The following is a 23,387-nucleotide window of genomic DNA, read 5'->3' as shown; positions in this document are numbered from 1 at the left end:
GTCAGCGCAGGCGTCCGTGTTCCAGGTCGATCACCTCCTTCGCCAGCCGTTCGAACACGGCGAGGTCCTCGGCGTCGCGGTCGGCGTCCCGCCGCTGGCCGGGAAAGGTGGGGTCGAGGACGACCGTGTCGGCGCCCAGTCGGCCGAGCAGGACGAGGTCGTCGTGGATCTGCTCCAGGCTGCCCTCGCCGAGCACCCGCCCGGCGGGCAGCGGCCGGCCGGTCAGCCGCAGCTTGATCCGCGGCGCGAGCGCGGGCACCGGCAGGTTCAGCCGCTTGGCGGTGTCGCGCAGCGCGGGCAGGCCGACGTGCACCAGCCAGTCGGCGGTGACGGAGGTCGGGTGCCAGGCGTCGCCGTAGCGCGCGGCCCTGCGCAGGGCGCCCGCGCTGTGCCCGCCGATCCACACCGGCGGTCCCGACGGCTGCACCGGGCGGGGACCGGTGTGCACGGGACCGAACCTGACGAACTCCCCCTCGTGCGCGATGACGTCCCGCGTCCAGAAGGCCTTCATCACCCGCAGGTACTCGTCGCTGCGGGCCCCCCGGCGGGCGTAGGGCACCCCGAGGGCGGCGAACTCGCCCGCCGCCCAGCCCGCGGCGGCCCCGAACACGAACCGGCCCCCGCTGAGCCGGTCGATGTTCGCCACCTGACGGGCCACCAGCAGGGGGTGCCGGTACGGCAGGATCGTCACCGTCGTCCCGATGTGCACGCGGCTCGTGACGCCCGCGAGCCAGGCCAGCACGGTGAACGGGTCGTAGAACGGGGCGGGGAACAGGTGCTCCACCTCGGGCGTGGGCGCCACGTGGTCGGACACCATCACCTGGTGGTAGCCCATCCCCTCCAGCCGCCGGGCCCAGTCCAGCATGCTCTGCGCGGTGGTGGCCGGACCGTAGTTGGGCAGGTTGGCGCCGAACTTCATGGGAGTCTCCGTTTCGCTCGGACCCCGGGCGCGGAGGCGGCGTCCGGGGCTGGGTGGGGCGCGCTGGGCGTGAACCGGCGGCCGAGGAGGTGCAGCGCGCAGGCCGCGGCGGCCACGGCCGCGGCGAGCGGCGGCAGCCGGCCCGGCGCGATCTGGGCCGACAGCACGGCCCCGCCGAGTGCGGCGCCGGCCGAGCCGCCGAGATAGGTGGCGGAGCTGTTCAGCGCGAGGACGGCCGCGCCACCGGAGGGGCGCAGGGCCAGCAGCCGGTGCTGCTGCGGCACCACGAACGCCCAGCCTGCCGCGCCCCACAGCACCAGCAGCACGAGCACGGCCGCGCCGCTCAGCAGCCCCAGCGGGGCCAGGCACAGGGCCAGCGCGGCGAGCAGCGCCGTCACCTGGGCGCCGGAGCGGCCGGTGCGGTCCAGCAGCGGGCCGACCAGGAAGCTTCCCGCGACGCCTCCGGCGCCCCACAGCCACAGCGCCGTCCGGTGCGCGGTGACACCGCACGCGTCGAGCACCGGCACCAGGTAGGTGTACAGGCCCAGGCTGGCCGTGGTCTGAAGGAACGTCGTCAGCACCGCGATCCCGACCCGGCGGTCCGTCAGCTGGGCGCCGCGCTCGCGCAGTGAGGGCATCGCGGCGCCGGACACCGCGGGCAGCAGCAGCGCCGAACCCGCCAGCGACACCACCCCGATCGCGGTGACCAGCCACAGGGCCGCCCGCCAGCCCGCGTGCTGGGCCAGGAACAGTCCGCCCGGCACCCCGAGCACGGTGCCCGAACTCAGTCCGCCGAGCACCACCGCCAGTGCCCGGCCCCGCCGTTCGGGGCCGGCGAGCGCGGCCGCCGCGGTCGCCGCCACCGGCATGAACACCCCGGCGGCCACCCCGGCCAGGCCGCGCGCCACCATCAGCGCGGCCATCGAGGGCGCCAGGGCGGAGGCGGCGTTGGCCAGGCAGAACAGACAGAGCGCCGCGACGAGGACCTGCCGGACGCCCCAGCGCGAGAGGGCCGCGCCCACGAGCGGGGCGAGCAGGGCGTAGCAGAGCATGAAGACCGTCACGAGCTGGCCCGTCACGGAGGCCGGCTCGTGCAGGTCCCGGCCGACCGCGGGCAGCAGGCCCGCCGTCACATAGGCGTCGGTCCCCACCGCCAGCGCTCCGAACCCGAGCAGCAGCACGCGCAGCACGGTGTCTCCTCCCTCGTCGGCGTCCGCGTGGGTCAAGCCTCACCCGGGGACCGGCGCGACGGGGCGTTCGGACGGGCCGGGGGTTCGGGTTCCCACATCCCCGGCATCGCCGGACGGCTCCGGTCCGGCCGCAGCGCCCTAACGTCGACGTCCCGACGGGGCAGTGGCCCAGCAGGCCGCCGTACCGCATCCACGCGACGGAAGGGATGAGCCATGCAGGACCGTGCCATCATCGACTCCTGGTTCCCCGCCGACCTGCTCCCGCCCGCCCACTGGGAGGAGCACTACATGCCGCGGGAGCTGCCGCCCGGCGCCCGGGTGACGCGGTTCGCGCCCAGTCCCACCGGCTCGATGCACCTGGGCGGCCTGTACGTGGCGACGCTGGCCCGCGATCTCGCCCGGCGCTCCGGCGGGGTGTACCTGGTGCGGATCGAGGACACCGACAAGGACCGTGAAGTGGCGGGCGCCGCGGAGGAGTTCGCCCGGATCTTCCGCTACTTCGGTCTGGAACCGGACGAGGGTGAACAGGAGGGCCACTGGGGCCCCTACCGGCAGTCCGACCGCGCCGGCATCTACCTGTCGTACGTGCGGGAGCTGGTGCGCGGGCAGCGGGCCTACCCGTGCTTCTGCTCCCCGGGGCGGCTGGAGGAGAACGCCGGGGAACAGCGGCGGTCGCGCTCCCCGCTCGGCTACTACGGCAAGTGGGCGCGCTGCCGATCGCTGTCCGTGCGGGAGGCCGGGGAGCGGATCGCGGCCGGGGAGCCGTACACCGTCCGGCTGCGCTGCCCCGCCGGCCTGCCGGGCCGGGTGCGCTTTCGCGATCTGGTGCGCGGGGCGCTGACGATGCTGGACAACGGCAACGACGTGGTGGTGCTGAAGTCCGCGGACGACGAGGGCCGCCGGCTGCCCACCTACCACCTGGCCCACGTGGTGGACGACCATCTGATGCGGGTGAACCTCGTGGTGCGCGGCGAGGAGTGGATCTCGTCGCTGCCGCTGCACCACCAGCTGCACCGCGCGCTCGGCTTCGGCACGCCGCAGTACGCCCACATCGCGCCGCTGATGAAGCTGGACGGCTCCAGCCGGCGCAAGCTGAGCAAGCGCAAGGACCCCGAGTCGGCGGCCGGGTTCTACGAGGCGGCCGGGTATCCGGCGGCGGCGGTCGAACACTATCTGCGCGGGCTGGCCAACAGCCGTGTCGCCGGGCTGCCGACCGGGCGGGCGCTCGCCGAGCCCCTGCGGCTGGCGGAGATGGGGGCCGCCGGCCCGATGGTGGACCTGCTCAAGCTGCGCTCCCTGAGCCGCGAGTACATCGCCTCGCTGGAGCCCGCGGAGGCCCTCGCGCAGCTCGGCGACTGGGCCGCCGGGTACGCGCCCGAGTTGCACGCCGTCCTGCGCAAGCACCCGGATCTCGCGCTGGCCGCCTTCGAGATGGCCCGGCGCGGCAACGGCACGCCCCGCAAGGACCTCGCGTGCTGGCAGGAGTTCACGGCCCGCTACGGCTTCTGCTTCCCCGAGCTGCACGAGATGGTGGACCGGCCGGACGACGACCGCTTCGGGGGCCTGCCCGGTCCGGCGGTGTCCGCTCTCGCCGCGGACCTTGCGGCGGGCTACCGGCACGCGGGTCCGGCGCAGGACTGGTTCGCGGCGCTGCGCACGGTGGCCGAGCGGCACGGTTTCGCCCCGGACGTGCGCGCCCACCGGGCCGATCCCGGCGCCTACCGGGGTTCGATCCGGGACGTGGCCAACGTGCTGCGGGTGTGCCTCACGGGCAGCCGCCGCAGCCCGGACCTGTTCCAGGTGGCCCAGGCGCTCGGGGAGGAGGAGGTGCTGCGTCGGCTCAGGCCGCTCGCCACCGGGGCGCCGGCCGGCCGCTGCTGAGACGGCGTCCGCCGGGAGGGCGCGGGCGGGAGGAGACGGCGGCCCGGTGTCCGGGCCGCCGTCCGGGGTGTCCCCCGTTGCTTTCAGCTCGCGAGCAGCCGCTCGCCGCGCAGGGCGACCGCCAGCTGCGCGCGGCGGCTGATCGACAGCTTGCGGTAGATGCGCGTGATGTGCTGCTCCACCGCGCGCGGCGACACCATGAAGTGCTCGGCGATCTGCCGGTTGGTCAGTCCGTCCAGCATCATCCGGGCGACCCTCAGTTCGTGGGCGCTGAGCCGCCCGGCGGGTTCGGCGCCCCCGGCGGCCTCACCGGCGGCCGGGACCGCGGACTCTGCTCGATCCTCCGCTCCGAGCAGATCGTCCATGCCCTGGACCGTGACGTCCAGTGTCAGCCGTTCCTGGGTGTAGGGGTCCGCGCCGAGCAGCCGGTGCACCGCGGCCCGGTCCTGCGCCTTGACCACGAGCACCTCCCTGCGGCCCTCCTCCCAGATGCCCCCGCCGATCAGCACGCCCTGATGCATGAGCCCGCGCCAGTACGTCCGGTGGGCCGGCCGGAGCCGGTGCAGCCGGGGATCGTCCTGGAACGCGCGGCTGATGATGTACCGCACGGTCACCGCCTTCTGACGTGTCTCATGTGGCCCGGCCCCCTCATGCGGCCCGGGACACGGGCTGCGGCACGGGCTGCGGCACGGTCTGCGGCACGGGCTGGGGCGTGGCCTCCTGGGTGGTGGGGCGGCGGGTCACCTGGTTGACCGCGTCCGGCACGGGCCGCCCCGTCAGGGCCAGGCGTACCGAGCGGGCGACGGCGATGCCGGCCTTCTCCTGTGCCTCGTCGGTGGACGCGCCGAGGTGGGGGGTGGCCACGACCTGGTCGAACTCGAACAGCGGGGAGTCCGTGCAGGGCTCCTTCGCGTACACGTCGAGTCCGGCGCCGGCGACCCGGCCCTCCTTCAGCGCCGAGTACAGCGCCTCCTCGTCGACGATCCCGCCGCGCGCGGCGTTGACGATCCGCACGCTCGGCTTGACCTTGCGCAGCGCCTCGTCGCCGATCAGGCCGACCGTCTCCGGGGTCCTGGGCAGGTGGACGGTGATGAAGTCGGAGACCTCGAGCAGCTCGTCCAGCGACAGCACCTTGACGCCCATCTGCGCGGCGCGCGCGGGCTGGACGTAGGGGTCGTACGCGACGACCTTCATGCCGAAGCCCGACATGCGCTGCGCGACGAGCGCGCCGATACGGCCCAGGCCGACCACGCCGAGCGTCTTCTCGGCCAGCTCCACACCCGTGTACTTGCTGCGCTTCCACTCGCCGTTCTTCAGCGCCGCGTCGGCCTGCGGGATGTGGCGGGCGGTGGCCAGCAGCAGACCGCAGGCCAGCTCGGCGGCGGTCACGATGTTCGAGGTGGGGGCGTTGACGACCATCACGCCGGCCTTGGTGGAGGCCGAGACGTCGACGTTGTCCAGGCCGACGCCGGCCCGCGCGACCACCTTCAGCCTGCTCGCGGCGGCGATCGCCTCGGCGTCCACCTTGGTGGCCGAGCGGATCAGGATCGCGTCCACGTCGGCGATGGCCGGGAGCAGTTCGGCCCGGTCCGCTCCGTTGCAGTGCCGGATCTCGAAGTCCGGGCCGAGCGCGTCCACAGTGGCGGGCGACAGCTCCTCGGCGATGAGTACGACAGGTCTGCTCATGGGGATTCCCTTCCTCGGTGGGTGCGGGGCGGGCGGGAACGCTGACGGGAACGCGTCAGCCGCCCGCCGGGTACCGGCCCCCCGCGTACAGCACGGCGGCGGGCCGCTCGTCGGCGCGCGACCAGGTCACGGCGCCGGCGACGAGAGTGTGGTCGAACACGCGGACGGAGCTGCTGACGTCGCACACCGCGGCCACCGACGCGGCCGCCAGCACCGGGACGCCGTGCTGCGGGTGCCAGGACACCCCGCTGAAGCGCTGGGCCGCGGTGCCCGTCGCGAACTGCCCGGCCAGGTGCCGGTCGCCGAACGCCAGCACGTTCACCGCGAACGCGCCGCTCGCCAGGACCTGTTCCAGCGTCCGGCTCTTCGTGGACAGTGAGACGAGCAGCGCCGGTGGCCGCAGCGACAGCGACATGACGGCGTTGACGGTGCAGCCGACCGGCCCGTCGGGGCCCTGTGCGGTGATCACCGCGACGCCGGTGGGCAGCCGGGCCATCGCGTGGCGGAACGCCTCGCCCGACACTCCGGCAGGCGCGGACAGCAGGCTCTCGGTCGTCATCGGTGCTCCCCGCCTTCGGAGCCACCGGTGTCACGCGGGACGCGTTCCATGATCGTCCTCTCTGGGGGGAGGTCCGCGCCCAGGGCTTGCCGGGCGCTCAGCAGTTGCTCGACCGCGCGGTCGACGAGGCCGGGGCGGGGCCGTCCTCGCGCGGCGGACTGGGCGGCGAACCGCAGCGTGCGGGGCAGTTCGCCCCAGGCCGCCGACACGGCCGCGGCCGACTCCGGGTGGAGCCTGCCGTCCGCCACCGCGAACGCCAGCGCGTAGGTGTGGTGGCGGGCGGCCGCCCACAGGTCGTCGGCGTACCGGGCGAGCGCGGTGGCGTCGGCGCGGAAGACGCCGGCGATCGCCGCCAGCGACGTCTCCAGGCTCAGGCTCCAGGTTCCCGGGCCGGGTGCGGCGTCGGCGTCGGGCGGTGCGGCCTGCCAGGTCAGCCAGCGGTACTGCCCGGCGGGCGGGACCGGTGTCTCCTGGCCGAGCGCGAGCCGGTCGCGGCGCACCACCTCCGGCGGCGGGTCCGGCACGGGGGCGAGGGCCGCGGCCAGGTCGGCGTCGTCGAGCCAGCCGTGGAAGGGTTCCTGGTCGCCGTAGGGGGTGAGGGCGGTGAAGTGGTCGGCCACCCGCCAGCGGCCCGCCCGGTGCTCGTGGATCAGCAGCCAGTGCGGGGCGTCCGCCCGCCCGTGGGCCGCCGCCCAGGGCAGGCGGCGGGTGTTGCCCGCGGCCAGGACGCGCCGCTCGCGGTGCAGGGTGTCGAGCAGCGCGGCGCGGGCCGCGGGCCAGCCGGCCGCGCCGCGGTGGGCCAGCTCCCGCCCGTCCCCGGTCCGGTCCACCCGGGGGTGGTGGGAGAAGGCCAGTTCACCGGGGGGCAGGTCCAGGCGTACGGCGAGGCGGACGCCCTCGGCGAACCGGCGCCGCACGCCGGGCACGTCGGGCGCCAGGTGGGCGAGGAGGTTCGTCGTGTAGCAGCTGAGGTCCGGCATGGTGGCCGGCGCGCCGGTCGGGTTCACGAGGTGTCCAAGTCATCGCGGGGGGCGGAGAAGGCGCAGCTGAGCGGTGTCCGTGAGAGGTCGCGCAGGCTGATCCACTGGAAGTCGTGCCACTGTCCGCGGCGGCGGCCTGGCCGGATGTCGATGGCCCAGGGCCGGCCGGACAGCCCGGTCCCGGCCGCTTTGACGCAGGCCTCCTGGGCGGTCCACACCCAGGCGAACTCGGCCGCCCGGGTGCGCTGCGGCAGGGGGGCGACCTGCGGGGTGTGGGCGCCGAGGCAGCGGCGCAGCAGTGCGTCGGGGACGCTGTCGGGGGGCTGCTGGACGTCGACGCCGACCCGGCGGTGCCGGGCGACGGCGACGGCGACGGCGTCTCCGTCGTGGGAGATGCTGATGCCGGTGCCGGGGTCTCCGGCGAGGACGGGGCGTCCCTGCTCCTCGGCGAGCACCGGCTCGTCAGCCAGTTCCGGGAGCGTGGCGCGCAGCAGGTGGCGCAGCAGGGCGCGGCTGGCGAGGAACTCCTCCGTCCGCCACCGGGGCAGGGCGGCCGCGGCCGCCCGGTCGTGGGGGTGCGGGTCGGGGCGGGCCCACTGGCCGCGTTCGCCCCGCGCCACCCAGACACCGGGTGTGACCTGGAGCGTCAGGAGGGTCATGAGCGCAACTCCGTGAGTAGGGGGTCCGCGTGATCGGCCACCGCGGCGAGGACCACCTCGGTGACGCCGCCGCCGATGCCCAGGACGCCTGCCTCGGCGCGGATGGTCTGGGCGCCGTCGCGGGCGAAGCCGTCGGCGCCCTGGAGCTGGGCGCAGGCGGCGAGTACGGGGTCGGCGACGAGGCCCGCCGCGGATTTCAGCAGGGCGGCCGCCGCGAGGTCCTGCCGGCGGGTGACGCGTTCGCCGAGGCTCTCGCACAGGGCGTGCAGTTGCCGCACCTGCACCAGGCAGGCGGCGTAGCGCTGGCGTACGGCGTCGTGGTGCCACAGGGGGCGCCCGTCGTGGTGCCGCCGGGTCAGGCGTTGCCTGGTGTCGGCGAGGACCCTGCTGGTCAGCGCCACCGCCCACAGGGCGCCCGCCAGGCGTTCGGTGCCCATGTGCCGGGCGAAGACGGCCATGCCGCGTCCGGGCCGCCCGACGATGTGGTCGGCCGGCAGCCGTACGCCGTCGAGTTCGACGTGCCCGGTCGCGGAGCCGGCGAGCAGGCCGCTGTCGGCCGGGCGCACGCGGACCCCGGGCGCGGTGGCGGGCACGAGCACCCAGGTGAAGCTGGTGAAGTGCCGGCCGGGCCGGTGCCGGGCGAGGACCAGCAGCAGGTCGGCGGCGCAGGCGGTGGTGATCCAGCGTTTGCCGCCGGTGAGCAGCAGTCCGTCCGGTCCGATGTCCACCTCGGTGCCGAGGCCGGCCAGGTCCGAGCCCGCCGAGGCGCTGTCGGTGGCGGCGAGCGCGAGCGTCGCCGTCCCGGACAGGGCCTCGTCGAGGGCCTGCCGTACGGGGCCGGTGGCGGGGGCGCAGGCGGCGAGGAGCGGCAGGGCGGAGGCCGCCTGGACGAGCACGCCGAGGGTGACTCCGTTGTCGCCGCGGGCGTCCACGGCCTTGATGAGGTCGGCGAGCCGTGCGGGGTCCAAGGTGGTGCCGGTCCCGGTCGCCGGGTTCGGGTCCTCGTGGTCGTAGAGGCCGGTCAGGACGCCTGCCGCGCCGAGCGCCGCCCACACCTCGGACACCGGTGCGGCCGCGGGGAGCGCGGCCAGCGCGGCGGCCGCGCGCGGGCGGTGACGCGTGGTCGGGGCGCGGTCCGTCTCGATCAGGTCAGGCAAGGCGCACCTCCGCGTCGAGCAGGGCGAGTTTGCCGTCGACCAGATGCAGGCGGTCGTTGCTGTAGTTCAGGGCGGCCGAGCGCAGGTCGCGCAGGCTGTGTTCCAGGCGGGTGGGCGAGTCCTTGAGGTAGCCGTGCCGCATGCCGACGGCGTCCACCAGGTCCTCGACGGCGAGGTGGCACTCGTCCGCCGCGGTGATCTTCAGGGCGTTGAGCAGCAGCTGGACCCGGGGCACGCTGAGGTCGTCGGCGGTCGCGACGACCTGCCGGGCGCGGTCCAGCAGCGCGTGCACCGTGTCGATGCGCTGGCGGGCCCGGGACAGGCGGGTCAGCAGCAGTTCGGAGTCCAGGTTCACGCGTCCGCGGCTGTGCGGGGAGCGCAGCAGTTTGACGACGCGGGAGAGCGCGCCGGCCGCGGTGCCGAGCCAGCACGCCGACCAGCCCAGATGGGCCATCGGCCCGAACACCGTGGTGACGATGGTGCGGAACGCGCCGTGCTCCCCCACCACCTGGTGGGCGGGGACCGTGCCGGTCAGCCGCAGGGCGACGCTGTGGCTGGCGCGCATGCCGAGCGGCTGCCAGTCGCCGGAGCGTTCGACGGTGAGCTGGTCGCGGTGGGCGTAGACCAGCGACACCTGGTTCGGGGAGGCCGGGGGCGGGCTCTGCATGGTGACGAGGAAGCCGTCGGCGTGCTCGCCGCCGGTGACGATCGGCGCGAAGCGGTCCAGCAGGAGTTCGTCCTCGCGGGCGGCGAGCGCCGACTCGCTGCTCAGCAGGTGGCCGCCCTTGCCGGCCTCGGTGGTGACGGAGGCCAGGTACATCCGGCCGGCGGCGATCTCGGGCAGCAGTTCGTCCCGCAGTCTCTCGTTGCCGTGGCGCACGACCGCGGCGACCTGCTGGCAGTGCATCACGAAGATCATCGCCACGGACAGGTCGACCCGGCCGAGGGCGATGCCGGCGCTCACCACGTCGTCGGTGCCGCCGCCGAGGCCGCCGTGCGACGCGGGGACGAGCAGGCCGAGCAGGCCGCTGCGGCGCATCTCCTCCAGCGCCTCGACCGGGAACGACGCGTCCCGGTCGGTGCGTTCGACGTGCTCGGCCGCCACGCCGGCGACCCGGGCCACCCGGTCCGCCAGGTCCGCGGCGGTCCGCGGCCCGGCGGTCGTCGACCCGGCGGCCGTGGGTTCGGCGGTCGGCGGTTCGGCGGCCGGGGCCGGCCGTGCGGGGGCGAACGTGGGCGCGCTCACGCGGCCGTCACCTGGGTCCCGTCCGCGGCGTACCGCGCGCCGAGCGCGGCGCGCACCACGGTCCACAGGCTTCCGGCGGTGGCGAACGTGTCGTCGTTCATGTCGTCGTCCGGCAGGGTCACGCCGAAGGCGTCCTCGACGGCGAAGAGCAGCTCGATGGCCTGCATCGAGTCCAGGCCCAGCTCCCGCAGCGGGGAGTCGGGGGTGATCTCCTGCTCGCCGAGGAACTTCAGGAACGGCGTGAGCAGTTCGGTGAAACGGGCGTCCATCACTTCACTCCAGGGTCTCGGTGCCGGCCGGGGCCGGGACGGTGGTGCGGGTCAGGTGCATCCGGGTGATCTCGGGGGCAGCGTCCGGGCGGTCGCCGTCCACGACGGCTTCCGCGGGCAGCGGATGGCCGAGGAAGGCGACGAGGCTCGCGCTCAGCCCGTACGCGCCGACGTTGGGGACGGCGAGGAGGTCGCCGGGGGCGAGGGCGGGCAGCTTCGCGGCGCGCGCCCAGGTGTCGAGCGGGGTGCACAGCGGGCCGGTGACCAGGGTGTCCAGGAGCGGACCGCCGTCGCCGCCGGGCCGGGCGCCGTGCGGCACCAGGCGCGGGTTCAGGGCGGGCAGCCGCCGCAGTCCCGACATGCCGCCGAGGTGGTTGATGCCGGACTCCAGGACGACGACGTCCTTGCCGTGGGAGCGCTTCACGTCGAGCACGGCCGTCAGCAGGACCCCGGCCGTGCCCACCAGGTAGCGGCCCGACTCGAAGACGACCCGGGTGCCGTCGGCGTGCCGGCCGGGCAGCTCCGCGTCGAGCAGCGCGGTCAGCCGCGGCCGCAGTCCCGACAGGTCGATCCGCTCCCCCTCCGTCGCGAACGGCGCGCCGAAGCCGCCGCCGAGGTCCAGGACGCGCAGGTGCGCCCCGTGCTCCGCCAGGGCCGCCGTCAGCGTCCTGGCGGTGCGCAGCGAACGGGCGAACTGGCCGACCAGCGCGTCCACTTCGCCGAGGTTGCTGCCCATGTACAGGTGCAGTCCGACGAGTTCGGCGTGCGGCCTGCCCGCGAACATTTCCGGCCGGTCGAGCACCCACCGGGTGTCGGCGCCGAACTGCGAGGCCACGCCGGTCATCGCCAGGCCCTGGCCCGGCACCGGCTGGTCGTCGTTGACGCGCAGCAGGCACCGCGCGGCGACGCCGGCCCGGCCGGCCAGCCGGTCCAGCTGTCCGATCGCGTACGGGGAGTCCACGGAGAACGTCCGCACGCCCAGCCGCAGCGCGTGGCCGATCTCCTCGTCCCGCTTGCCCGGACCGGTGTACAGGACGTCCGCGGCCGGCCAGCCCGCGTCGACCGCGGCCCGGAGCTCGCCGGTGGAGCACACCTCCGGCAGCGCCCCGCGCTCGCGCAGCACGGCCAGCAGGGACGGGTGCGCGTTGGCCTTCAGGGAGTAGTACAGGCCCGCGCCGGCCGGCAGCGCCTCCACCAGCGCCGCGTGGTTGCGCCGGACCTCGGCCAGGTCGTAGACGTACGCCGGGGTGGGCAGGCGCGTCAGGACGTCGTCCGGCAGCGGCGGGGCCGGCCGGACGGCGCTACCGGGCCCGGACACGGGACGCCTCCTGCGCCAGGGCGGCGAGCGCCTTGCGGTCGACCTTGCCGTTGCCGGTCAGCGGCAGCGCGTCGACGACGAGGCAGTGGCGGGGGATCTTGAACTCCTCGATCTGCTCGCGCAGGCCCTGGAGCACCTCGGCGGGCGACAGCTCGCCGACCGCGAACAGCACCGCGGGGCACGGGCTCTGCGGCGGCAGGACGGCGGCCTCGGCGACCGCCGGGACGCGGCGGGCGGCGGCTTCGACCTCGGTGGCGCTGACGCGGAAACCGTTCTCCTTGTAGATGTCGTCGCGCCGGCCCTCGAAGTACAGGTATCCCTCCTCGTCGACCCACCCGTAGTCACCGGTGTGCAGTTGCGGCAGCAGGCCCTCCACCCGGTGGAAGCGCCGCGCGGTGAGTTCCGGGCGGCGCCAGTACCCGGCCATGACGTGCGGGCCGCGCACCACGATCTCGCCGACCTCCCCCGCGGGCCTGCGGCGGCCCTCCTCGTCGACGACGAAGACCTCGGTGCCCGGCAGCGCGCGCCCGCTGGAGCCGGGCCGCTCCAGGTCGCCGTCCGGCGGCATGATCGTGGCCCGCTTGCACTCCGTCAGACCGAACATCAGCTGCACCCGCAGCCCCGGCAGCGCCGAACGCAGCGCCTCGAGCGTCTCGGGCGGCATGGCAGCGCCGGTGTTCGTCAGCAGCCGCAGCGGCGGCCGTTCCCGGGAGGTCCGGCGCAGCAGCCGGGCCAGGGCGTCGGCCACGGACGGGACGGCGGCGAGCACGGTGGCGCCCGTGCGCACCAGGTTCCCGAGCAGCGCCGGACCGACCTCGGCGGGCCGGCCGGTCACCACGTGGGCGCCGGCCTGCGCCGCCAGGAACAGCTGGTAGAGGCCGTAGTCGAAGGACAGGGGCAGCGGGCTGTAGACGACGTCGTCCGGACGGTACTCCAGCACCGACTGGATGGCCGTGGCGGCGAACGTCAGCTGCTGGTGGGTGCTGACGACGGCCTTGGGCAGCGAGGTGGTGCCGGAGGTGTAGATCAGGCACACGGGGTCGACCGTGAGCGGGCCGGGCGGCTGCTCGCGCGGCGCGGGAGAGCCGGTGAAGGCCACCGCGGCGACCGCCCGCGTGCCGGCCGTGCGCACGCCGCGGCGCTGTGCGGCCGCCTGCGAGTCGGGTGCGTCGGTGACGAGCAGGGCGGGCGCGCAGTCGTCGAGGACGTGGTCGAGCTGGATGCCGTGGACCTGTTCGTGCAGCAGGGAGAAGGCCACTCCGGCCCGGGAGGCGGCGTACATCAGGGCGGGCTGGGCGGTGGATCCCGGCGCGCAGATCACGAGCCGGTCGCCGCGCCGCAGCCCGCAGGCGTGCAGCCAGGCGGCCAGCCGCCGGGAGGCCGCGTCGAGTTCCCGGTAGCTGAGGGTGTGGCCGGCGCTGGTCACGGCGGGCCGCTCGGGCCAGCGGGCGGCCGCCCGGTCGAGCAGTTCGTGCAGCAGGTCGGCGTGGGCGGACATCAGTTCCCTCCGGTGCGTGCGACGGGACGGGCGGGCCGCGGCGCCGCCTCGCCGGCGGGCAGGGCGCGCAGCACGATGCGGCAGATGCCGTCGACGTGGTGCAGGTTCTCCGGGACGAGGTCGTCGGCGTCGAACTCGACGGACAGCTCGCGTTCGAGGCGTTCGACGATCTCCACCACCCGGAACGAGGTGAAGCCGGGGACGTCCGCCAGCGGCCGCCCGTCGAGCAGGGCCGCCGGGTCCGTCTTGAGCACAGTGCCCGCGGCGGCCGCGACGCGGGCGCGCAGCGGGGCGGGCACGGGCGTCGCGTGGGCGGGCCGCGGCGCGGCCGCGCGGGCCGTCGCGGGGCCGAACGCCTCCCGGTCCCGGCCGAGTTGCTCCGCCAGGCGCGTGAACACCTCCCGGGCCTCGGGGCGGCCGCGCTCCACCCGCCGGTAGCCGAGGTAGACGCTCTCGGCGAGCGACTCCCACGCCGCGACGTGCGCGAGGGCCGCGGTGTCGTCGGCGAGCAGGCCGCGCGAGCGCAGGAAGCGGGCGTGCAGCTTGCGGGAGCGGGCCAGCAGCCAGGTCTCCAGGGTGAGCCGGTCGAAGGCGGCGCGCCGGTCGGGGTGCTCCGCGTACGCGGCGACGTACCGGGCGGCCGTCTCCTCGTCCGCCAGGTCGGTCTCGGCCCCGGCCGGGGCGGGGGGACGCCGGGCCGGGGCGAGGGTGACGGCCAGCGCCGGTCCGGGGACGGCGGCGGCCAGTTCGGCGTGGCTCAGCGGGCGGCGGACCGGGCGGGCGCTGCCCCAGGGCGTCTCGTTGTGGTAGCCGTCCAGCACGACGGCGTCCGCGTCGCCGGCCGGTTCCAGCAGGAAGCTGTGTTCCATGTGCCGCCGCCCGGCGTACGGCACCCACGGCAGGTGGAAGGCGTCGGCCACCACGTAGCGTCCCTCGGCCGGGGTGAGGGCCTCGCCCGGCGCGGTGGTGCGGCGGTCCAGGACGGTGAGTCCGAGGCGCTGGGCGGCCTCGGCGAGCTGGTCGGCCGCAAAACGTTCCACCGTGGGCAGTCCGTGCGGCCCCGGCAGCGGGCGGAAGCGCAGCCCGGCGCCCAGGTCCAGGTGGGTTCCGGGGCCGTGCCAGCGTTCGGCCAGGATCGCCAGGTTGACCTGGACGCAGTCGAACAGCGGCCATTCCACCTGGGGTTCGGGGGCGGGGGTGAGGTCAGCGGACATGGACGGCTCCCGCCCCCACCGGCTGCTCCACCGGCTCCAGAGCGCTCACGGCGCGGAGCAGCGCCTGCGGGTCGGGCGCCTCGTCGCTCAGCTCGCCGTCCAGGAACTGCTGGTAGGCCCCCAGGTCGAGGTAGCCGTGACCGCTGACGCACACCACCACGCCCTTCTCGGCGCGCAGCAGGCCGTTGTTGCCCTCGGCTCCGGCGCCCGCCAGACGCGCGGCGGCGGCCAGCGCGTGACCGGACTCCGGGGCGGGCAGCACCATCTCGCCGCGGGTGAAGCGGCGGCCCGCGTCGAGCGCCTCGGCCTGCCCGACGGCGGTGGCCGCGATCTGGTCGCGGTGGCGCATCGCGGACAGCACCTTCGCCGCGCCGTGGAAGCGCAGTCCGGCCGAGTGCGAGTCGGGGATCGGGTAGGAGCTGCCGATGGTGTACATGGCCTCCATCGGCCCGGTGCCGGTGGCGTCCGTACGGTCGTAGGCGTACGTGCCGCGGGTCAGTTTGGGCGTCGTGCTGGACTCGGCGGCCACCAGCAGCGGCGGTTCGGCGCCCGCGGCGGCCGCGGCCGAGAAGAACGGCAGCGCGATGCCGCCGAAGTTGGAGCCCGCGCCCACGCAGCCCACCACCGCGTCGACCGACGCGTCCAGGCCGGCGAGCTGGTCGGCGGCCTCCAGGCCGATCACCGACTGGTGCAGGATGCTGTAGGTCTCCCCGCTGCCGATGCAGAACGCCGCGCCCTCGGTGCGGGCGGCGTACTCCACCGCCTCGCCGATGGCCAGCGACAGGCTGTTGACGTCGTCCCCGGCGCGCCGGGCCACCTCCGTCAGCGGGCTGGGGCTGGCGTGCACGGTGGCCCCGAGGGTCCGCATCAGCGTGCCCCGGTACGGCTTGCGCCGCAGGCTGCCCCCGACCATGAACACGGTGCACTTCATGCCGAACATGGCGCAGGCGGCCGCCAGGGCGGTGCCCCACTGTCCGGCGCCGGTGCCGCTGACGAGTTCGCGCACACCGGCCCGCGCGTAGTAGTAGGCCTGCGCCAGGGCGGTGTTGAGCTTGTGGCTGCCGGAGATGTTGCCGCCCTCGTACTTCACGTAGACCGGCACCCGCGCCCCGACCGCGCGCTCGAAGCCCCGGGCCCGCCACAGCGGCGTGGGCCGGAACGCCCGGTAGGCGTCGGCGACCTCGGCCGGGATCTCCCAGTACTCCTTCATCTGCACGCTCTGGCGCACCAGCGCCATCGGCAGGTTGACCTGCACGCCGGCGCCGTCCGCGGTGTCGGGCGTGCGGTCCGCGGGCAGCGGCTCGTCCAGGTGCGGCAGGACGCTGCGCCAGCGGGCGGGCGGTTCGGCACGGCTCATCGGGACGCCTCCGCCGCGGACACGACGATCTCGATCAGGTCGTGGACGGTGCGGAAGCTGCGCCCGACGAAGAGGTCGTCGGGCAGCAGGATGTCGAGTTCGTCCTCCAGGCGCACCAGCATGCCCACGAAACCGAGGGAGTTGACGCGCAGGATCTCTCCGTTGAGCGGCTCGTGGTCGTCGATGTCGGCGGGTCGCAGGGACAGCCGGGACTCGGCGATGACCACGCGCTTGACGGACTCGGTGACCGCGGCGCGGTCCAGTCCGGTGATCATGGTTCCTCCGTGAGGGGTCGGGAAGGCCTTAAGGGCTCCGGGAAGGCCGGGAGGGCCGGGGAGGACCCGGCGCGCCCGCAAGGTCAGGGCCGGGCCGCGGTCAGGGGGCTGCGCAGCGTGCCGCGCGCCTCGACGACCCAGCTGTGGGTGACGAGCGAGCCGAGCGTGACGGGGCCGCGCACGTGCATGCGGCCGGTGCTGATGGAGATCTCGGAGCCGAGGCCGAGCGTGGGGCCGTCGTGCAGCCGCAGGGAGCCGTTGACGACGATCGCCGCGGCGTCGACGCGGCGGGTGAACTCCTCGCTCACGCCGGCGTCCCCGGAGAGCACGCCCTCGGTGTGCCCGGAGCCGTAGCGCCGGATGTGGGCCAGCGCCTCGTCCATGCCGTCGACGGCGCGCACGCCGATCGTGGCGTCCAGGAACTCCCGGCCGAGATCGTGCTCGTGCAGGTCCTCGATCCGCCAGGGCCGGTCGCCGCCCTGCCCGTCGGGCCGCGGCACCCGCGGATCGAGGCGGACGGCCACCCGCCGGTCGCCGCGCTCGGCGGCGCGCAGGATCGCGCGGACCAGCTCACCGGCGACCTCGGCGTCGACGAGCAGCATCTCGGCGGTGTTGCAGGCGGTCGGCTCCGGCAGCTTGCTGTCGAGGGCGACCTCGGCGGCGAGGTCGAGGTCGGCGCTGCGGTGCACGTAGACGTGGTTGACGCCGCCGCCGCTGGCGATGACCGGGATCGAGGAGGCGCCGCGGCAGTAGTCGATGAGCGAGGGGCTGCCGCGCGGGATCAGCACGTCGACGGCGTCGGGCCGCTTCAGCAGGGCGCGCAGCTGGGTGCGGTCGGGATCGTCGAGGACGGTGACCAGGTGGGCCGGGAGTCCCGCGGCCTCCAGGGCTTCGCGGGCCACGGCGGACAGCGTCTCGTTGGTGCGGGCGATCTCCTTGCCGCCGCGCAGCAGCACGGCGTTGCCGACCGCGACGGGCAGCAGGGCCCCCTCCACGGTGACGGTGGGCCGGGCCTCGTACACCATGAAGACCACGCCGAGCGGCTTGGGCGTCCGCAGTCGCACCCCCCAGTCGCCGACCGGGACCCCGGCGTCGGGGGCGGTCACGTCGGCCAGTTCGGACAGGGTGGCGCGGGTGAGCTGCTGGAGCCGGCCGAGGTGGGCGTCGGTCAGCCGCAGCCGGTCGAGCAGGACGGGTGACAGGCCGCGTTCCCCGGCGAGGGCCACGTCCTGCGCGTTGGCCTTCAGGACGGCCGGCCAGTGGTCGGCCAGGCGGTCGGCGAGTTCGCGGCAGTAGCGCGCGTACGCGGGGTCGCCGGTCGGCGGCGCGGCCGCCAGGGCGGCGCGGGCGGAGGTGAGCAGTGCGTCGGTCATGGTCTCCTACCACATGAACTGGCCGCCGTCGACGATCAGCTTCTGGCCGGTGACATAGCCGCTGAGCGGGCCCACGAGGTACTCCAGGGCGTCGGCGATGTCGTCGGTGGAGCCGATGCGACGTTGCGGGATCTCGGACAGGACGGCGGCGCGGTGCCGGGGTTCGTTCAGCCGGAACCGGGTGACGAGCTCCTCGGTCCCGGTCATTCCGGGGATCAGGCAGTTGACGCGGACGGCGGGCGCCAGCTCCAGGGCCAGGCACTTGGTGAGCTGGAGCAGCCCCGCCTTGGCCGCCGCGTAGTTGACGCCGTTGGCCCGGGGGCGGATGCCCGTGGTGGCGCCGACGTTGACGACGACGCCGTCCCCGGCGGTCAGCATGGCCGGGGCGAACGCCTGGGTGAGGTGGAAGGGCCCGGACAGGTTGGTGTCCAGGACGCGCTGCCAGTCGGATTCGGTGAGGTCGAGGAACGGGCGGTCGATGTTGACGCCGGCGTTGTTCACCAGCACCCGCGGCGTGCCGTGCTCGTCGAGGATGTGCCGGGCGGCGGCGCGCACCGCGTGGCTGTCGGAGACGTCGGCCCGCACGGCGATCAGGCCGTGCTCGGCGGCGGCCCGCCGGGCGGCCTCCTTGTCGGCCCGGTACAGGGCGACGGTGCGGTGTCCCAGGCGCACCAGGCGCCGGGACAGGGCCAGTCCGATGCCGCGGGTGCCGCCGGTGACGACGGCGAGCGGACGGGGTTCGGTCATCGCGCGTACTCCTGTGCCGCGGGGGGCGTACGGGTGAGGAACTCGTCCAGGTGCCGGAGCAGAACGCCCTGGTGGGCGGGGTCGAAGACCTCGAAGTGCCCGCAGTCCAGGTGCCGTACGGCCAGCCGGTCGGCCAGGCTCCGCCAGCGGTCGGTCTGGCGGGCGCGGTGCTCGCTCTCGCAGACGACCAGCAGGGCCGGCCCGGCGGTCCGGACCTCGGTGCGGTGGGCGGCGCCGGCCCTGATGTGCGCCAGCGCGGTGGCCCGCGCCCGGACGGAGTCCCGGCCGCCGCCCAGGGTGGCGACGGACCGTTCCACGGCGGACAGCAGGTCGGCCCGTACGGCGTCGTCGGCGCTCTCCGGCTCGGGGAAGCTGTCGATGAGGACGACGGCGGGCGCCGGGCCGTCCTCGGCGAGCCGGGCCGCCAGCTCCCAGGCGATCACGCCGCCGAGGGACCAGCCGGCCAGCAGGTTCGGCCGGCGCGGCAGCCCCGTCACCAGATCGAGGTACCTGCGGGTCATCTCCGGGACGCTGTCGTCGGGTTCCTCGCCGGCCAGCAGGCCGTCGGCGCGGATGCCGTGCACGGTGCCGTGCCGGGCGAGCCGGCTCGCGACGCCGAGGTACTGGGCGAGCCCGCCGCCCGCCGGGTGGATCAGCAGGCTGTCCAGCGGACCCGGCCGCTGCGCGAGCAGGGTCAGCAGCCGCGCGTCGGAGGCGGGGGCGGAGGCGGTCATCGTGCACCGCCCCGGGAGCGGGTGATCCAGGCGGCCTGGGCACGGATGGTCGGGTCGAGGAAGAAGTCGAGGACGGGGATCTGCACGCCGTGGTGTTCCTCGATCGCGGCGCGCGCGGTCATCACGTTGAGCGAGTGGGCGCCGTGGTCGAGGAGCGAGCGGTCGACGGGGACGTCGGCGCGCCCGAGCAGCTCCCCCCACAGGCGCTGGAGCCACGCTTCGAGCGGGTCCCGCGCCGTGGTGTCGGCCCCGCCGCCGGACGCGGCCTCCTCGCGGACGGCCTTCTCCGCCTCCTTCAGCAGGGCGGGGCGGTCCACCTTGCCGTTGCGGGTGACGGGCACGGAAGCGATCTCGAACACCCGCGAGGGCGCCATGTACCCCGGGACCGCGCCGGCCACCCGGCGCCGTACGTCGTCGGGGAGCGGCGAGCGTCCGTCCTCCGGCACGAAGAACAGCGCCAGTTTCCGGTCGGTCCCCTCCCCCATGACGGCGGCCACCGCGAGCGCCACGTCGGGGTGGGCGGCGGCCGCGGTCTCCAGTTCGCCGAGTTCCACCCGGTGGCCGCGGATCTTGACCTGGTCGTCGTCGCGGCCCAGGAAGAGCAGCGTGCCCTGCTCGTCGCGGAGCACCTGGTCGCCGGTGCGGTACATGCGGGCGTCGTCCCGGTCGCCGCGCGGGTCGGGCAGGAAGCGTTCCGCGGTGCGCTCGGGGTCGCCGACGTACCCGTGCGCGGGGCACGCGCCGCCCAGGTACAGCTCGCCGGGCACGCCGAGGGGGGCGAGGTGGCCGGTGGCGTCCACCACGTGGGCGGTCGTGTGGGTGATGGGGCGGCCGATCGGGACGTGGTCGGGCCACGGCCCGGACCCGGTGAGCCGGTGTGTGGTGACGGCGTGCGTCTCGGTGGGGCCGTAGAGGTTGACCAGGCCGATGTGCGGCCGGTCGGCGAAGAAGCGCCGGACGCCGTCGTCGAGGAGCAACTGCTCCCCGGAGACGCACAGGTGGCGCAGCTCCGGCAGGTCGTCCCCGGCGTCCTGGGCGGCCCGGGTGAAGGGACGCAGGGCGGCGACGGGGAGATAGACGTGGGAGACCCGCGCCGCGCTGACCCGGGCGAGCACCGCGGGCAGGTCCCGGCGGTCGGCCGGCTCGCGGGAGACCAGGGTCCCGCCGGCCACGAGGGTGGGCACGATCTCCTGGAAGGACACGTCGAAGCCGAGGGGCGCGTACTGGAGGAAGCGGGTGCGCTCGTCCATGTCCAGCGCGTCGAGCTGCCAGGCGGTGAGGTTCACCAGCGGACCGTTGCCCATCAGCACGCCCTTGGGGCGGCCCGTGGAGCCGGAGGTGAACATGATGTACACCCCGTCGCCGTCACTGCCGTCGCCGTTGCCGTCGCCGTTGAGGACGGTGCCGTCGCCGTCGCCGGCGGCGGTCAGTTCGCTCAGTGCCACGACCCGGGCGCCGTCGACGGCGCCGCGGCCGACGACCAGCCCGCAGCCGGCCTTGCCGGTCATGTAGGCGAGCCGCTCGCCGGGCAGGGTCAGGTCCAGCGGCAGGAACACCGCGCCCCGCTCGAGCACGGCCAGGACGGCGACGACCGTCTCCACCAGCGTCGGCGTGGTCAGGCCGACCACGCTGCCGGGGCCCACTCCGTACCGGGCCAGCCCCGCCGCGGCGGAGCGGACCGACTCCTGGAGCTCGCCGTAGGTCACACGGCGGCCGTCCTCCTCGACCGCGGTCGCCTCGGGCCGCCGGGCCAGGCTCGCGCGCACCCAGCGGCGCAGGTCCGGGTGGGCCGGCGGGCGCCAGAAGCCGTCGTGGGCCCGGGACTCGGCCGGCGAGGCGTCCTCGAAGAGCTCGGCGAGGACCGTGCCGGGACGTTCGACGGCCTTCTCCAGCAGGCCGGTCAGCGAGTCGGCCAGCGCTCCGGCGAGCGGTTCGGGCAGCAGCTCGCGGTCGTGCTCCAGCTCCAGGAGCCAGCCGTCGGGACCGGGGGTGACGCCCAGCCAGAGGTCGAATTTCGCGGTGCCGTTGCCGTGCTCGCGCACCCGCAGGACGACCGGGCCGGGTTCCGCGTCGGTCGCGTCCTGCATCGCGAGCATGCAGGAGAAGACCGGGTTGCGGTTGGTCGAGCGGTCCGGGGCGGCGAGGCGCACGACGCGGTCGAAGGAGACCGCCGCGCTGCTCTTCACCCGGTCCGCCTCGGCCCGGACCGTCTCCGTCACGAAGGCGTCGAAGGGCTGGTTCCAGTCGACGTCGACGACGAGCGGCAGGGTGTTGACGAAGAAACCGCACAGGTCGAGCGATCCCAGCGTGCGGCGGGCGAGCACCGGGCTGCCGAAGACCACCGGCGTGTTGCCCGAGTGCCGTGCGAGGAGCGCCGCGTAGACGGCCGAGAAGAAGACGAACGGGCTGACGCCGAGCGCCGCGCAGACCTCGCCGAGGGCCCGGGAACGCTCAGGGGAGAGCCTGATCTCGCGGCGGGCGCCGGTGAAGGCGGTGGTCGTGGGCCGGTTCGGCCGGGGGTGCAGCACGGTGGCGGGCGCCGTGCGCAGCCGGTCGGCGAGTTCGGCGGCGCTGCGCTCGACGTGCTCCTCGTCGGCGGCCGACAGCTGCGCGGCCAGCTCCCGGCACAGGGCCCGTTCACGGGCGACCCGCACCCGGTCGACGTCGAGGTCGGCGCGCACGGCCGCCGTGAGGTCGCGGACGAACTGGCGCAGCGAGAACCCGTCGAAGACGAGGTGGTGCACCACCAGCAGCAGCGTGGAGCGGGACCGGTCGACGGTGTGCAGCAGGACCGCCCGCAGCAGCGGGGGCCGCTCCAGGTCGAAGGCGTGGTCGCCGAGTTGCCCGAGCAGTTCGGCGCGCCGCCGGTCGAACCCGTCGGCGTCGGTCGTGACCACCCGCAGCGGCGCCTGGTCCGGGACGGTTCCCAGTTCGGCGTGCGGGGCGGGCCGTTCGCGCACGGCGAGGCGCAGGGCGGGCTGGACGGCCAGCACGGCGCAAAGCGCCGGGCCGAGGTCCGCGGGGTCGAGCGCCGGGTCCAGTTCCAGCTCGGCCACGACGTTGTAGAGGTGCGGGGCCGGCACCGAGCCGTGCACGACGAGCAGGCCCTGCTGGGCCGCCGTCAGCGGCAGGGTGGCGGTGGCGAGCTGCGGCGCGACGGTCATCGCACGCTCTCCGCGGGCACGAGGAGCCCGTGCAGCCACTGCCGGAGATCCCCGACCGTGCGGACCGCGGCGAGGCCCGTCGGATCGATCTCCTGGTCCGGGTCGGGTATCAGCTCACTGGCGATCCGCACCAGGGAGAGTGAGTCCAGTCCGACCTCGGCCAACGGGGAATGGTCGTCGAAAGGCACACGCACATGCCTTCTGACCGCCGAAACGATGTCGCCGCCGGTCACGTCGTCCGTACGGTTCATTAATCAGGCTCCTCAGGCAACGGTCACTTTTATGACGCTCGAAAGATGATTCAACGATTGCCGAAGAGCGGTCAAGAAGCGTTGGGAATGGCATCGAGTTCTTCGATGGGACGTCATCGGATTTCTCGATGGGACGTCATAGAGTTTCCCGATAGGGCGTCATCGGATTTCTCGTCAGGACGCCATCAGGCTTCTCTATGAGACGACGTCAGCCTTCTCCCTGGGACGTCGTCGGACTTCCCGATGGGAAAGCCGGAAAAGGGTGAGAAGGGTGGCGAGAGACCCGGGAGGGGGGGTCGGGTCAGGACGGCCGGTCCGCCGCCGCCACGGCGGCCTGCTTCGCGGAGTGCCGACGGGCCTTGGCACGGTTGCCGCACACCCGCATCGAGCACCAGCGGCGGCTGCGGTTCTTGGAGACGTCCCAGAAGACCCAGGCGCAGGCGTGCTCGGCGCAGCGCTTGAGCCGGACGGCCTCGCCGGTGACGACCAGTTCGCTCCATGCGATCGCGAGGCCGGCCAGAGCCTTCCTGACCGGCGTCAGGTCGGCCGCGGGTGACAGGACGCCGCCGTCACGGCCGGCGCCGCGGACCGTGATCAGCACGGGCAGTTCCCGCAGGGCCTCGTCGGCTCCGGCGAGGAGTGCCACGTCGGCGGTGTCGCCGACGTTGACGCCTAGTTCCTCCCGGATGCCGGTGCGCAGGCGCAGGCACAGGGCGTGGTCCTCGGCGCCGATCCGGCGTTCGCGGTCGAGCAGTCCGCGGCCGGCGAGCCAGGCGGACAGCGCGCCCGGCGTGGCCAGCTCGTCGGTGCCGAGCTCCACGTCGACGGTGTTGGCGAAGGCCTCGATCAGCTGTGCGGAAGCCGGGGCTTCGGACATGGGTCATCTCCTCGTCGAGGGTCCAGCGTACAC

Annotated in this window: 21 protein-coding genes and 1 pseudogene; 1 reads left to right on the top strand and 21 read right to left on the bottom strand. The window is 74.9% G+C overall.

Annotated features, from left to right (window positions below; translation table 11 throughout):
- Position 1: 1 nt before the first annotated feature.
- Both ACGFSH_RS33480 and ACGFSH_RS33475 read right to left on the bottom strand, forming a co-directional pair.
- Positions 2-919, bottom strand: a complete 918-nt coding sequence (locus ACGFSH_RS33480; protein WP_393355200.1) for a TIGR03619 family F420-dependent LLM class oxidoreductase — start codon at positions 917-919, stop codon at positions 2-4.
- Positions 916-2,145 (bottom strand): MFS transporter, encoded by a 1,230-nt coding sequence (locus tag ACGFSH_RS33475; protein ID WP_393355198.1) that lies wholly within the window; start codon positions 2,143-2,145, stop codon positions 916-918. Before ACGFSH_RS33475 ends, ACGFSH_RS33480 begins: the two co-directional genes overlap by 4 nt.
- Positions 2,146-2,322: 177 nt before the next feature.
- On the opposite strand from ACGFSH_RS33475, the gene ACGFSH_RS33470 reads away from it, so the two are divergent.
- Positions 2,323-3,990, top strand: a complete 1,668-nt coding sequence (locus ACGFSH_RS33470) for a glutamate--tRNA ligase (RefSeq protein ID WP_393355196.1) — start codon at positions 2,323-2,325, stop codon at positions 3,988-3,990.
- Between the two features lie 83 nt (positions 3,991-4,073).
- On the opposite strand, the gene ACGFSH_RS33465 is transcribed toward ACGFSH_RS33470, so the two are convergent.
- The 19 genes and pseudogenes from ACGFSH_RS33465 to ACGFSH_RS33375 form a co-directional block, all read right to left on the bottom strand.
- Positions 4,074-4,598, bottom strand: a complete 525-nt coding sequence (locus ACGFSH_RS33465; RefSeq protein WP_393355194.1) for a LuxR C-terminal-related transcriptional regulator — start codon at positions 4,596-4,598, stop codon at positions 4,074-4,076.
- Positions 4,599-4,737: 139 nt separating this feature from the next.
- Positions 4,738-5,676, bottom strand: a pseudogene (locus ACGFSH_RS33460) (hydroxyacid dehydrogenase); the annotation flags it as partial.
- A gap of 55 nt (positions 5,677-5,731) precedes the next feature.
- Positions 5,732-6,235: a flavin reductase family protein gene (locus tag ACGFSH_RS33455; RefSeq protein ID WP_393355192.1), complete on the bottom strand. Its 504-nt coding sequence runs from the start codon at positions 6,233-6,235 to the stop codon at positions 5,732-5,734.
- The gene (locus ACGFSH_RS33450) at positions 6,232-7,242 is read right to left on the bottom strand and encodes a hypothetical protein (protein ID WP_393355190.1); all 1,011 of its coding nucleotides are present in this window, start codon (positions 7,240-7,242) and stop codon (positions 6,232-6,234) included. Before ACGFSH_RS33450 ends, ACGFSH_RS33455 begins: the two co-directional genes overlap by 4 nt.
- Positions 7,239-7,874, bottom strand: coding sequence for a 4'-phosphopantetheinyl transferase family protein (locus tag ACGFSH_RS33445; RefSeq protein ID WP_393355188.1), 636 nt, complete (start codon positions 7,872-7,874; stop codon positions 7,239-7,241). The genes ACGFSH_RS33450 and ACGFSH_RS33445 overlap by 4 nt, the downstream gene beginning before the upstream one ends.
- Entirely contained in the window at positions 7,871-9,031 is a 1,161-nt protein-coding gene (locus tag ACGFSH_RS33440) for an acyl-CoA dehydrogenase family protein (protein WP_393355186.1), read from the bottom strand. The genes ACGFSH_RS33445 and ACGFSH_RS33440 overlap by 4 nt, the downstream gene beginning before the upstream one ends.
- A complete protein-coding gene (locus tag ACGFSH_RS33435; RefSeq protein ID WP_393355184.1) occupies positions 9,024-10,277 on the bottom strand; it encodes an acyl-CoA dehydrogenase family protein in 1,254 nt (417 codons plus the stop codon). The genes ACGFSH_RS33440 and ACGFSH_RS33435 overlap by 8 nt, the downstream gene beginning before the upstream one ends.
- Positions 10,274-10,546 carry an acyl carrier protein gene (locus tag ACGFSH_RS33430; RefSeq protein ID WP_393355181.1) on the bottom strand — a complete coding sequence of 91 codons (273 nt, stop codon included), beginning with the start codon at positions 10,544-10,546 and terminating at the stop codon, positions 10,274-10,276. Before ACGFSH_RS33430 ends, ACGFSH_RS33435 begins: the two co-directional genes overlap by 4 nt.
- Positions 10,547-10,550: 4 nt before the next feature.
- Complete coding sequence (locus ACGFSH_RS33425; RefSeq protein ID WP_393355179.1) at positions 10,551-11,864, bottom strand: type III PLP-dependent enzyme; 1,314 nt, start codon at positions 11,862-11,864, stop codon at positions 10,551-10,553.
- Positions 11,848-13,362 carry a class I adenylate-forming enzyme family protein gene (locus ACGFSH_RS33420; protein WP_393355177.1) on the bottom strand — a complete coding sequence of 505 codons (1,515 nt, stop codon included), beginning with the start codon at positions 13,360-13,362 and terminating at the stop codon, positions 11,848-11,850. The genes ACGFSH_RS33425 and ACGFSH_RS33420 overlap by 17 nt, the downstream gene beginning before the upstream one ends.
- On the bottom strand, positions 13,362-14,576 hold the full coding sequence (locus tag ACGFSH_RS33415; protein ID WP_393355175.1) for an acyl carrier protein: 1,215 nt from the start codon (positions 14,574-14,576) through the stop codon (positions 13,362-13,364). Before ACGFSH_RS33415 ends, ACGFSH_RS33420 begins: the two co-directional genes overlap by 1 nt.
- Positions 14,566-15,933: a TrpB-like pyridoxal phosphate-dependent enzyme gene (locus ACGFSH_RS33410; protein WP_393355173.1), complete on the bottom strand. Its 1,368-nt coding sequence runs from the start codon at positions 15,931-15,933 to the stop codon at positions 14,566-14,568. Before ACGFSH_RS33410 ends, ACGFSH_RS33415 begins: the two co-directional genes overlap by 11 nt.
- Positions 15,930-16,208 carry a phosphopantetheine-binding protein gene (locus ACGFSH_RS33405; protein ID WP_329418022.1) on the bottom strand — a complete coding sequence of 93 codons (279 nt, stop codon included), beginning with the start codon at positions 16,206-16,208 and terminating at the stop codon, positions 15,930-15,932. The genes ACGFSH_RS33410 and ACGFSH_RS33405 overlap by 4 nt, the downstream gene beginning before the upstream one ends.
- 83 nt (positions 16,209-16,291) lie before the next feature.
- Positions 16,292-17,581: a glutamate-5-semialdehyde dehydrogenase gene (locus ACGFSH_RS33400; protein ID WP_393355170.1), complete on the bottom strand. Its 1,290-nt coding sequence runs from the start codon at positions 17,579-17,581 to the stop codon at positions 16,292-16,294.
- Positions 17,582-17,587: 6 nt separating this feature from the next.
- Entirely contained in the window at positions 17,588-18,328 is a 741-nt protein-coding gene (locus tag ACGFSH_RS33395) for an SDR family NAD(P)-dependent oxidoreductase (protein ID WP_393355168.1), read from the bottom strand.
- The gene (locus tag ACGFSH_RS33390) at positions 18,325-19,062 is read right to left on the bottom strand and encodes an alpha/beta fold hydrolase (RefSeq protein WP_393355166.1); all 738 of its coding nucleotides are present in this window, start codon (positions 19,060-19,062) and stop codon (positions 18,325-18,327) included. The genes ACGFSH_RS33395 and ACGFSH_RS33390 overlap by 4 nt, the downstream gene beginning before the upstream one ends.
- Positions 19,059-22,226, bottom strand: coding sequence for an amino acid adenylation domain-containing protein (locus ACGFSH_RS33385; protein ID WP_393355163.1), 3,168 nt, complete (start codon positions 22,224-22,226; stop codon positions 19,059-19,061). Before ACGFSH_RS33385 ends, ACGFSH_RS33390 begins: the two co-directional genes overlap by 4 nt.
- The gene (locus ACGFSH_RS33380; RefSeq protein WP_329418011.1) at positions 22,223-22,477 is read right to left on the bottom strand and encodes an acyl carrier protein; all 255 of its coding nucleotides are present in this window, start codon (positions 22,475-22,477) and stop codon (positions 22,223-22,225) included. The genes ACGFSH_RS33385 and ACGFSH_RS33380 overlap by 4 nt, the downstream gene beginning before the upstream one ends.
- A 301-nt stretch (positions 22,478-22,778) precedes the next feature.
- A complete protein-coding gene (locus ACGFSH_RS33375) occupies positions 22,779-23,354 on the bottom strand; it encodes a CGNR zinc finger domain-containing protein (protein WP_393355161.1) in 576 nt (191 codons plus the stop codon).
- Positions 23,355-23,387: the final 33 nt, after the last annotated feature.

The organism is Streptomyces sp. NPDC048481 (genome assembly GCF_043200075.1).
GTDB lineage: Bacteria > Actinomycetota > Actinomycetes > Streptomycetales > Streptomycetaceae > Streptomyces.
The sequence above is the reverse complement of the archived record's forward strand: the minus strand, read 5'-3'. Positions and strand labels throughout refer to the sequence as shown.

Bases quoted from the DNA above. Each gene is read 5' to 3' on its own strand.
- ACGFSH_RS33480 (WP_393355200.1), bottom strand. From the start codon at position 919: ATGAAGTTCGGCGCCAACCTGCCCAACTACGGTCCGGCCACCACCGCG.
- ACGFSH_RS33470 (WP_393355196.1), top strand. From the start codon at position 2,323: ATGCAGGACCGTGCCATCATCGACTCCTGGTTCCCCGCCGACCTGCTC.
- ACGFSH_RS33455 (WP_393355192.1), bottom strand. From the start codon at position 6,235: ATGACGACCGAGAGCCTGCTGTCCGCGCCTGCCGGAGTGTCGGGCGAG.
- ACGFSH_RS33445 (WP_393355188.1), bottom strand. From the start codon at position 7,874: ATGACCCTCCTGACGCTCCAGGTCACACCCGGTGTCTGGGTGGCGCGG.
- ACGFSH_RS33430 (WP_393355181.1), bottom strand. From the start codon at position 10,546: ATGGACGCCCGTTTCACCGAACTGCTCACGCCGTTCCTGAAGTTCCTC.
- ACGFSH_RS33420 (WP_393355177.1), bottom strand. From the start codon at position 13,362: ATGTCCGCCCACGCCGACCTGCTGCACGAACTGCTCGACCGGGCGGCC.
- ACGFSH_RS33415 (WP_393355175.1), bottom strand. From the start codon at position 14,576: ATGTCCGCTGACCTCACCCCCGCCCCCGAACCCCAGGTGGAATGGCCG.
- ACGFSH_RS33410 (WP_393355173.1), bottom strand. From the start codon at position 15,933: ATGAGCCGTGCCGAACCGCCCGCCCGCTGGCGCAGCGTCCTGCCGCAC.
- ACGFSH_RS33405 (WP_329418022.1), bottom strand. From the start codon at position 16,208: ATGATCACCGGACTGGACCGCGCCGCGGTCACCGAGTCCGTCAAGCGC.
- ACGFSH_RS33400 (WP_393355170.1), bottom strand. From the start codon at position 17,581: ATGACCGACGCACTGCTCACCTCCGCCCGCGCCGCCCTGGCGGCCGCG.
- ACGFSH_RS33395 (WP_393355168.1), bottom strand. From the start codon at position 18,328: ATGACCGAACCCCGTCCGCTCGCCGTCGTCACCGGCGGCACCCGCGGC.
- ACGFSH_RS33390 (WP_393355166.1), bottom strand. From the start codon at position 19,062: ATGACCGCCTCCGCCCCCGCCTCCGACGCGCGGCTGCTGACCCTGCTC.
- ACGFSH_RS33385 (WP_393355163.1), bottom strand. From the start codon at position 22,226: ATGACCGTCGCGCCGCAGCTCGCCACCGCCACCCTGCCGCTGACGGCG.
- ACGFSH_RS33380 (WP_329418011.1), bottom strand. From the start codon at position 22,477: ATGAACCGTACGGACGACGTGACCGGCGGCGACATCGTTTCGGCGGTC.
- ACGFSH_RS33375 (WP_393355161.1), bottom strand. From the start codon at position 23,354: ATGTCCGAAGCCCCGGCTTCCGCACAGCTGATCGAGGCCTTCGCCAAC.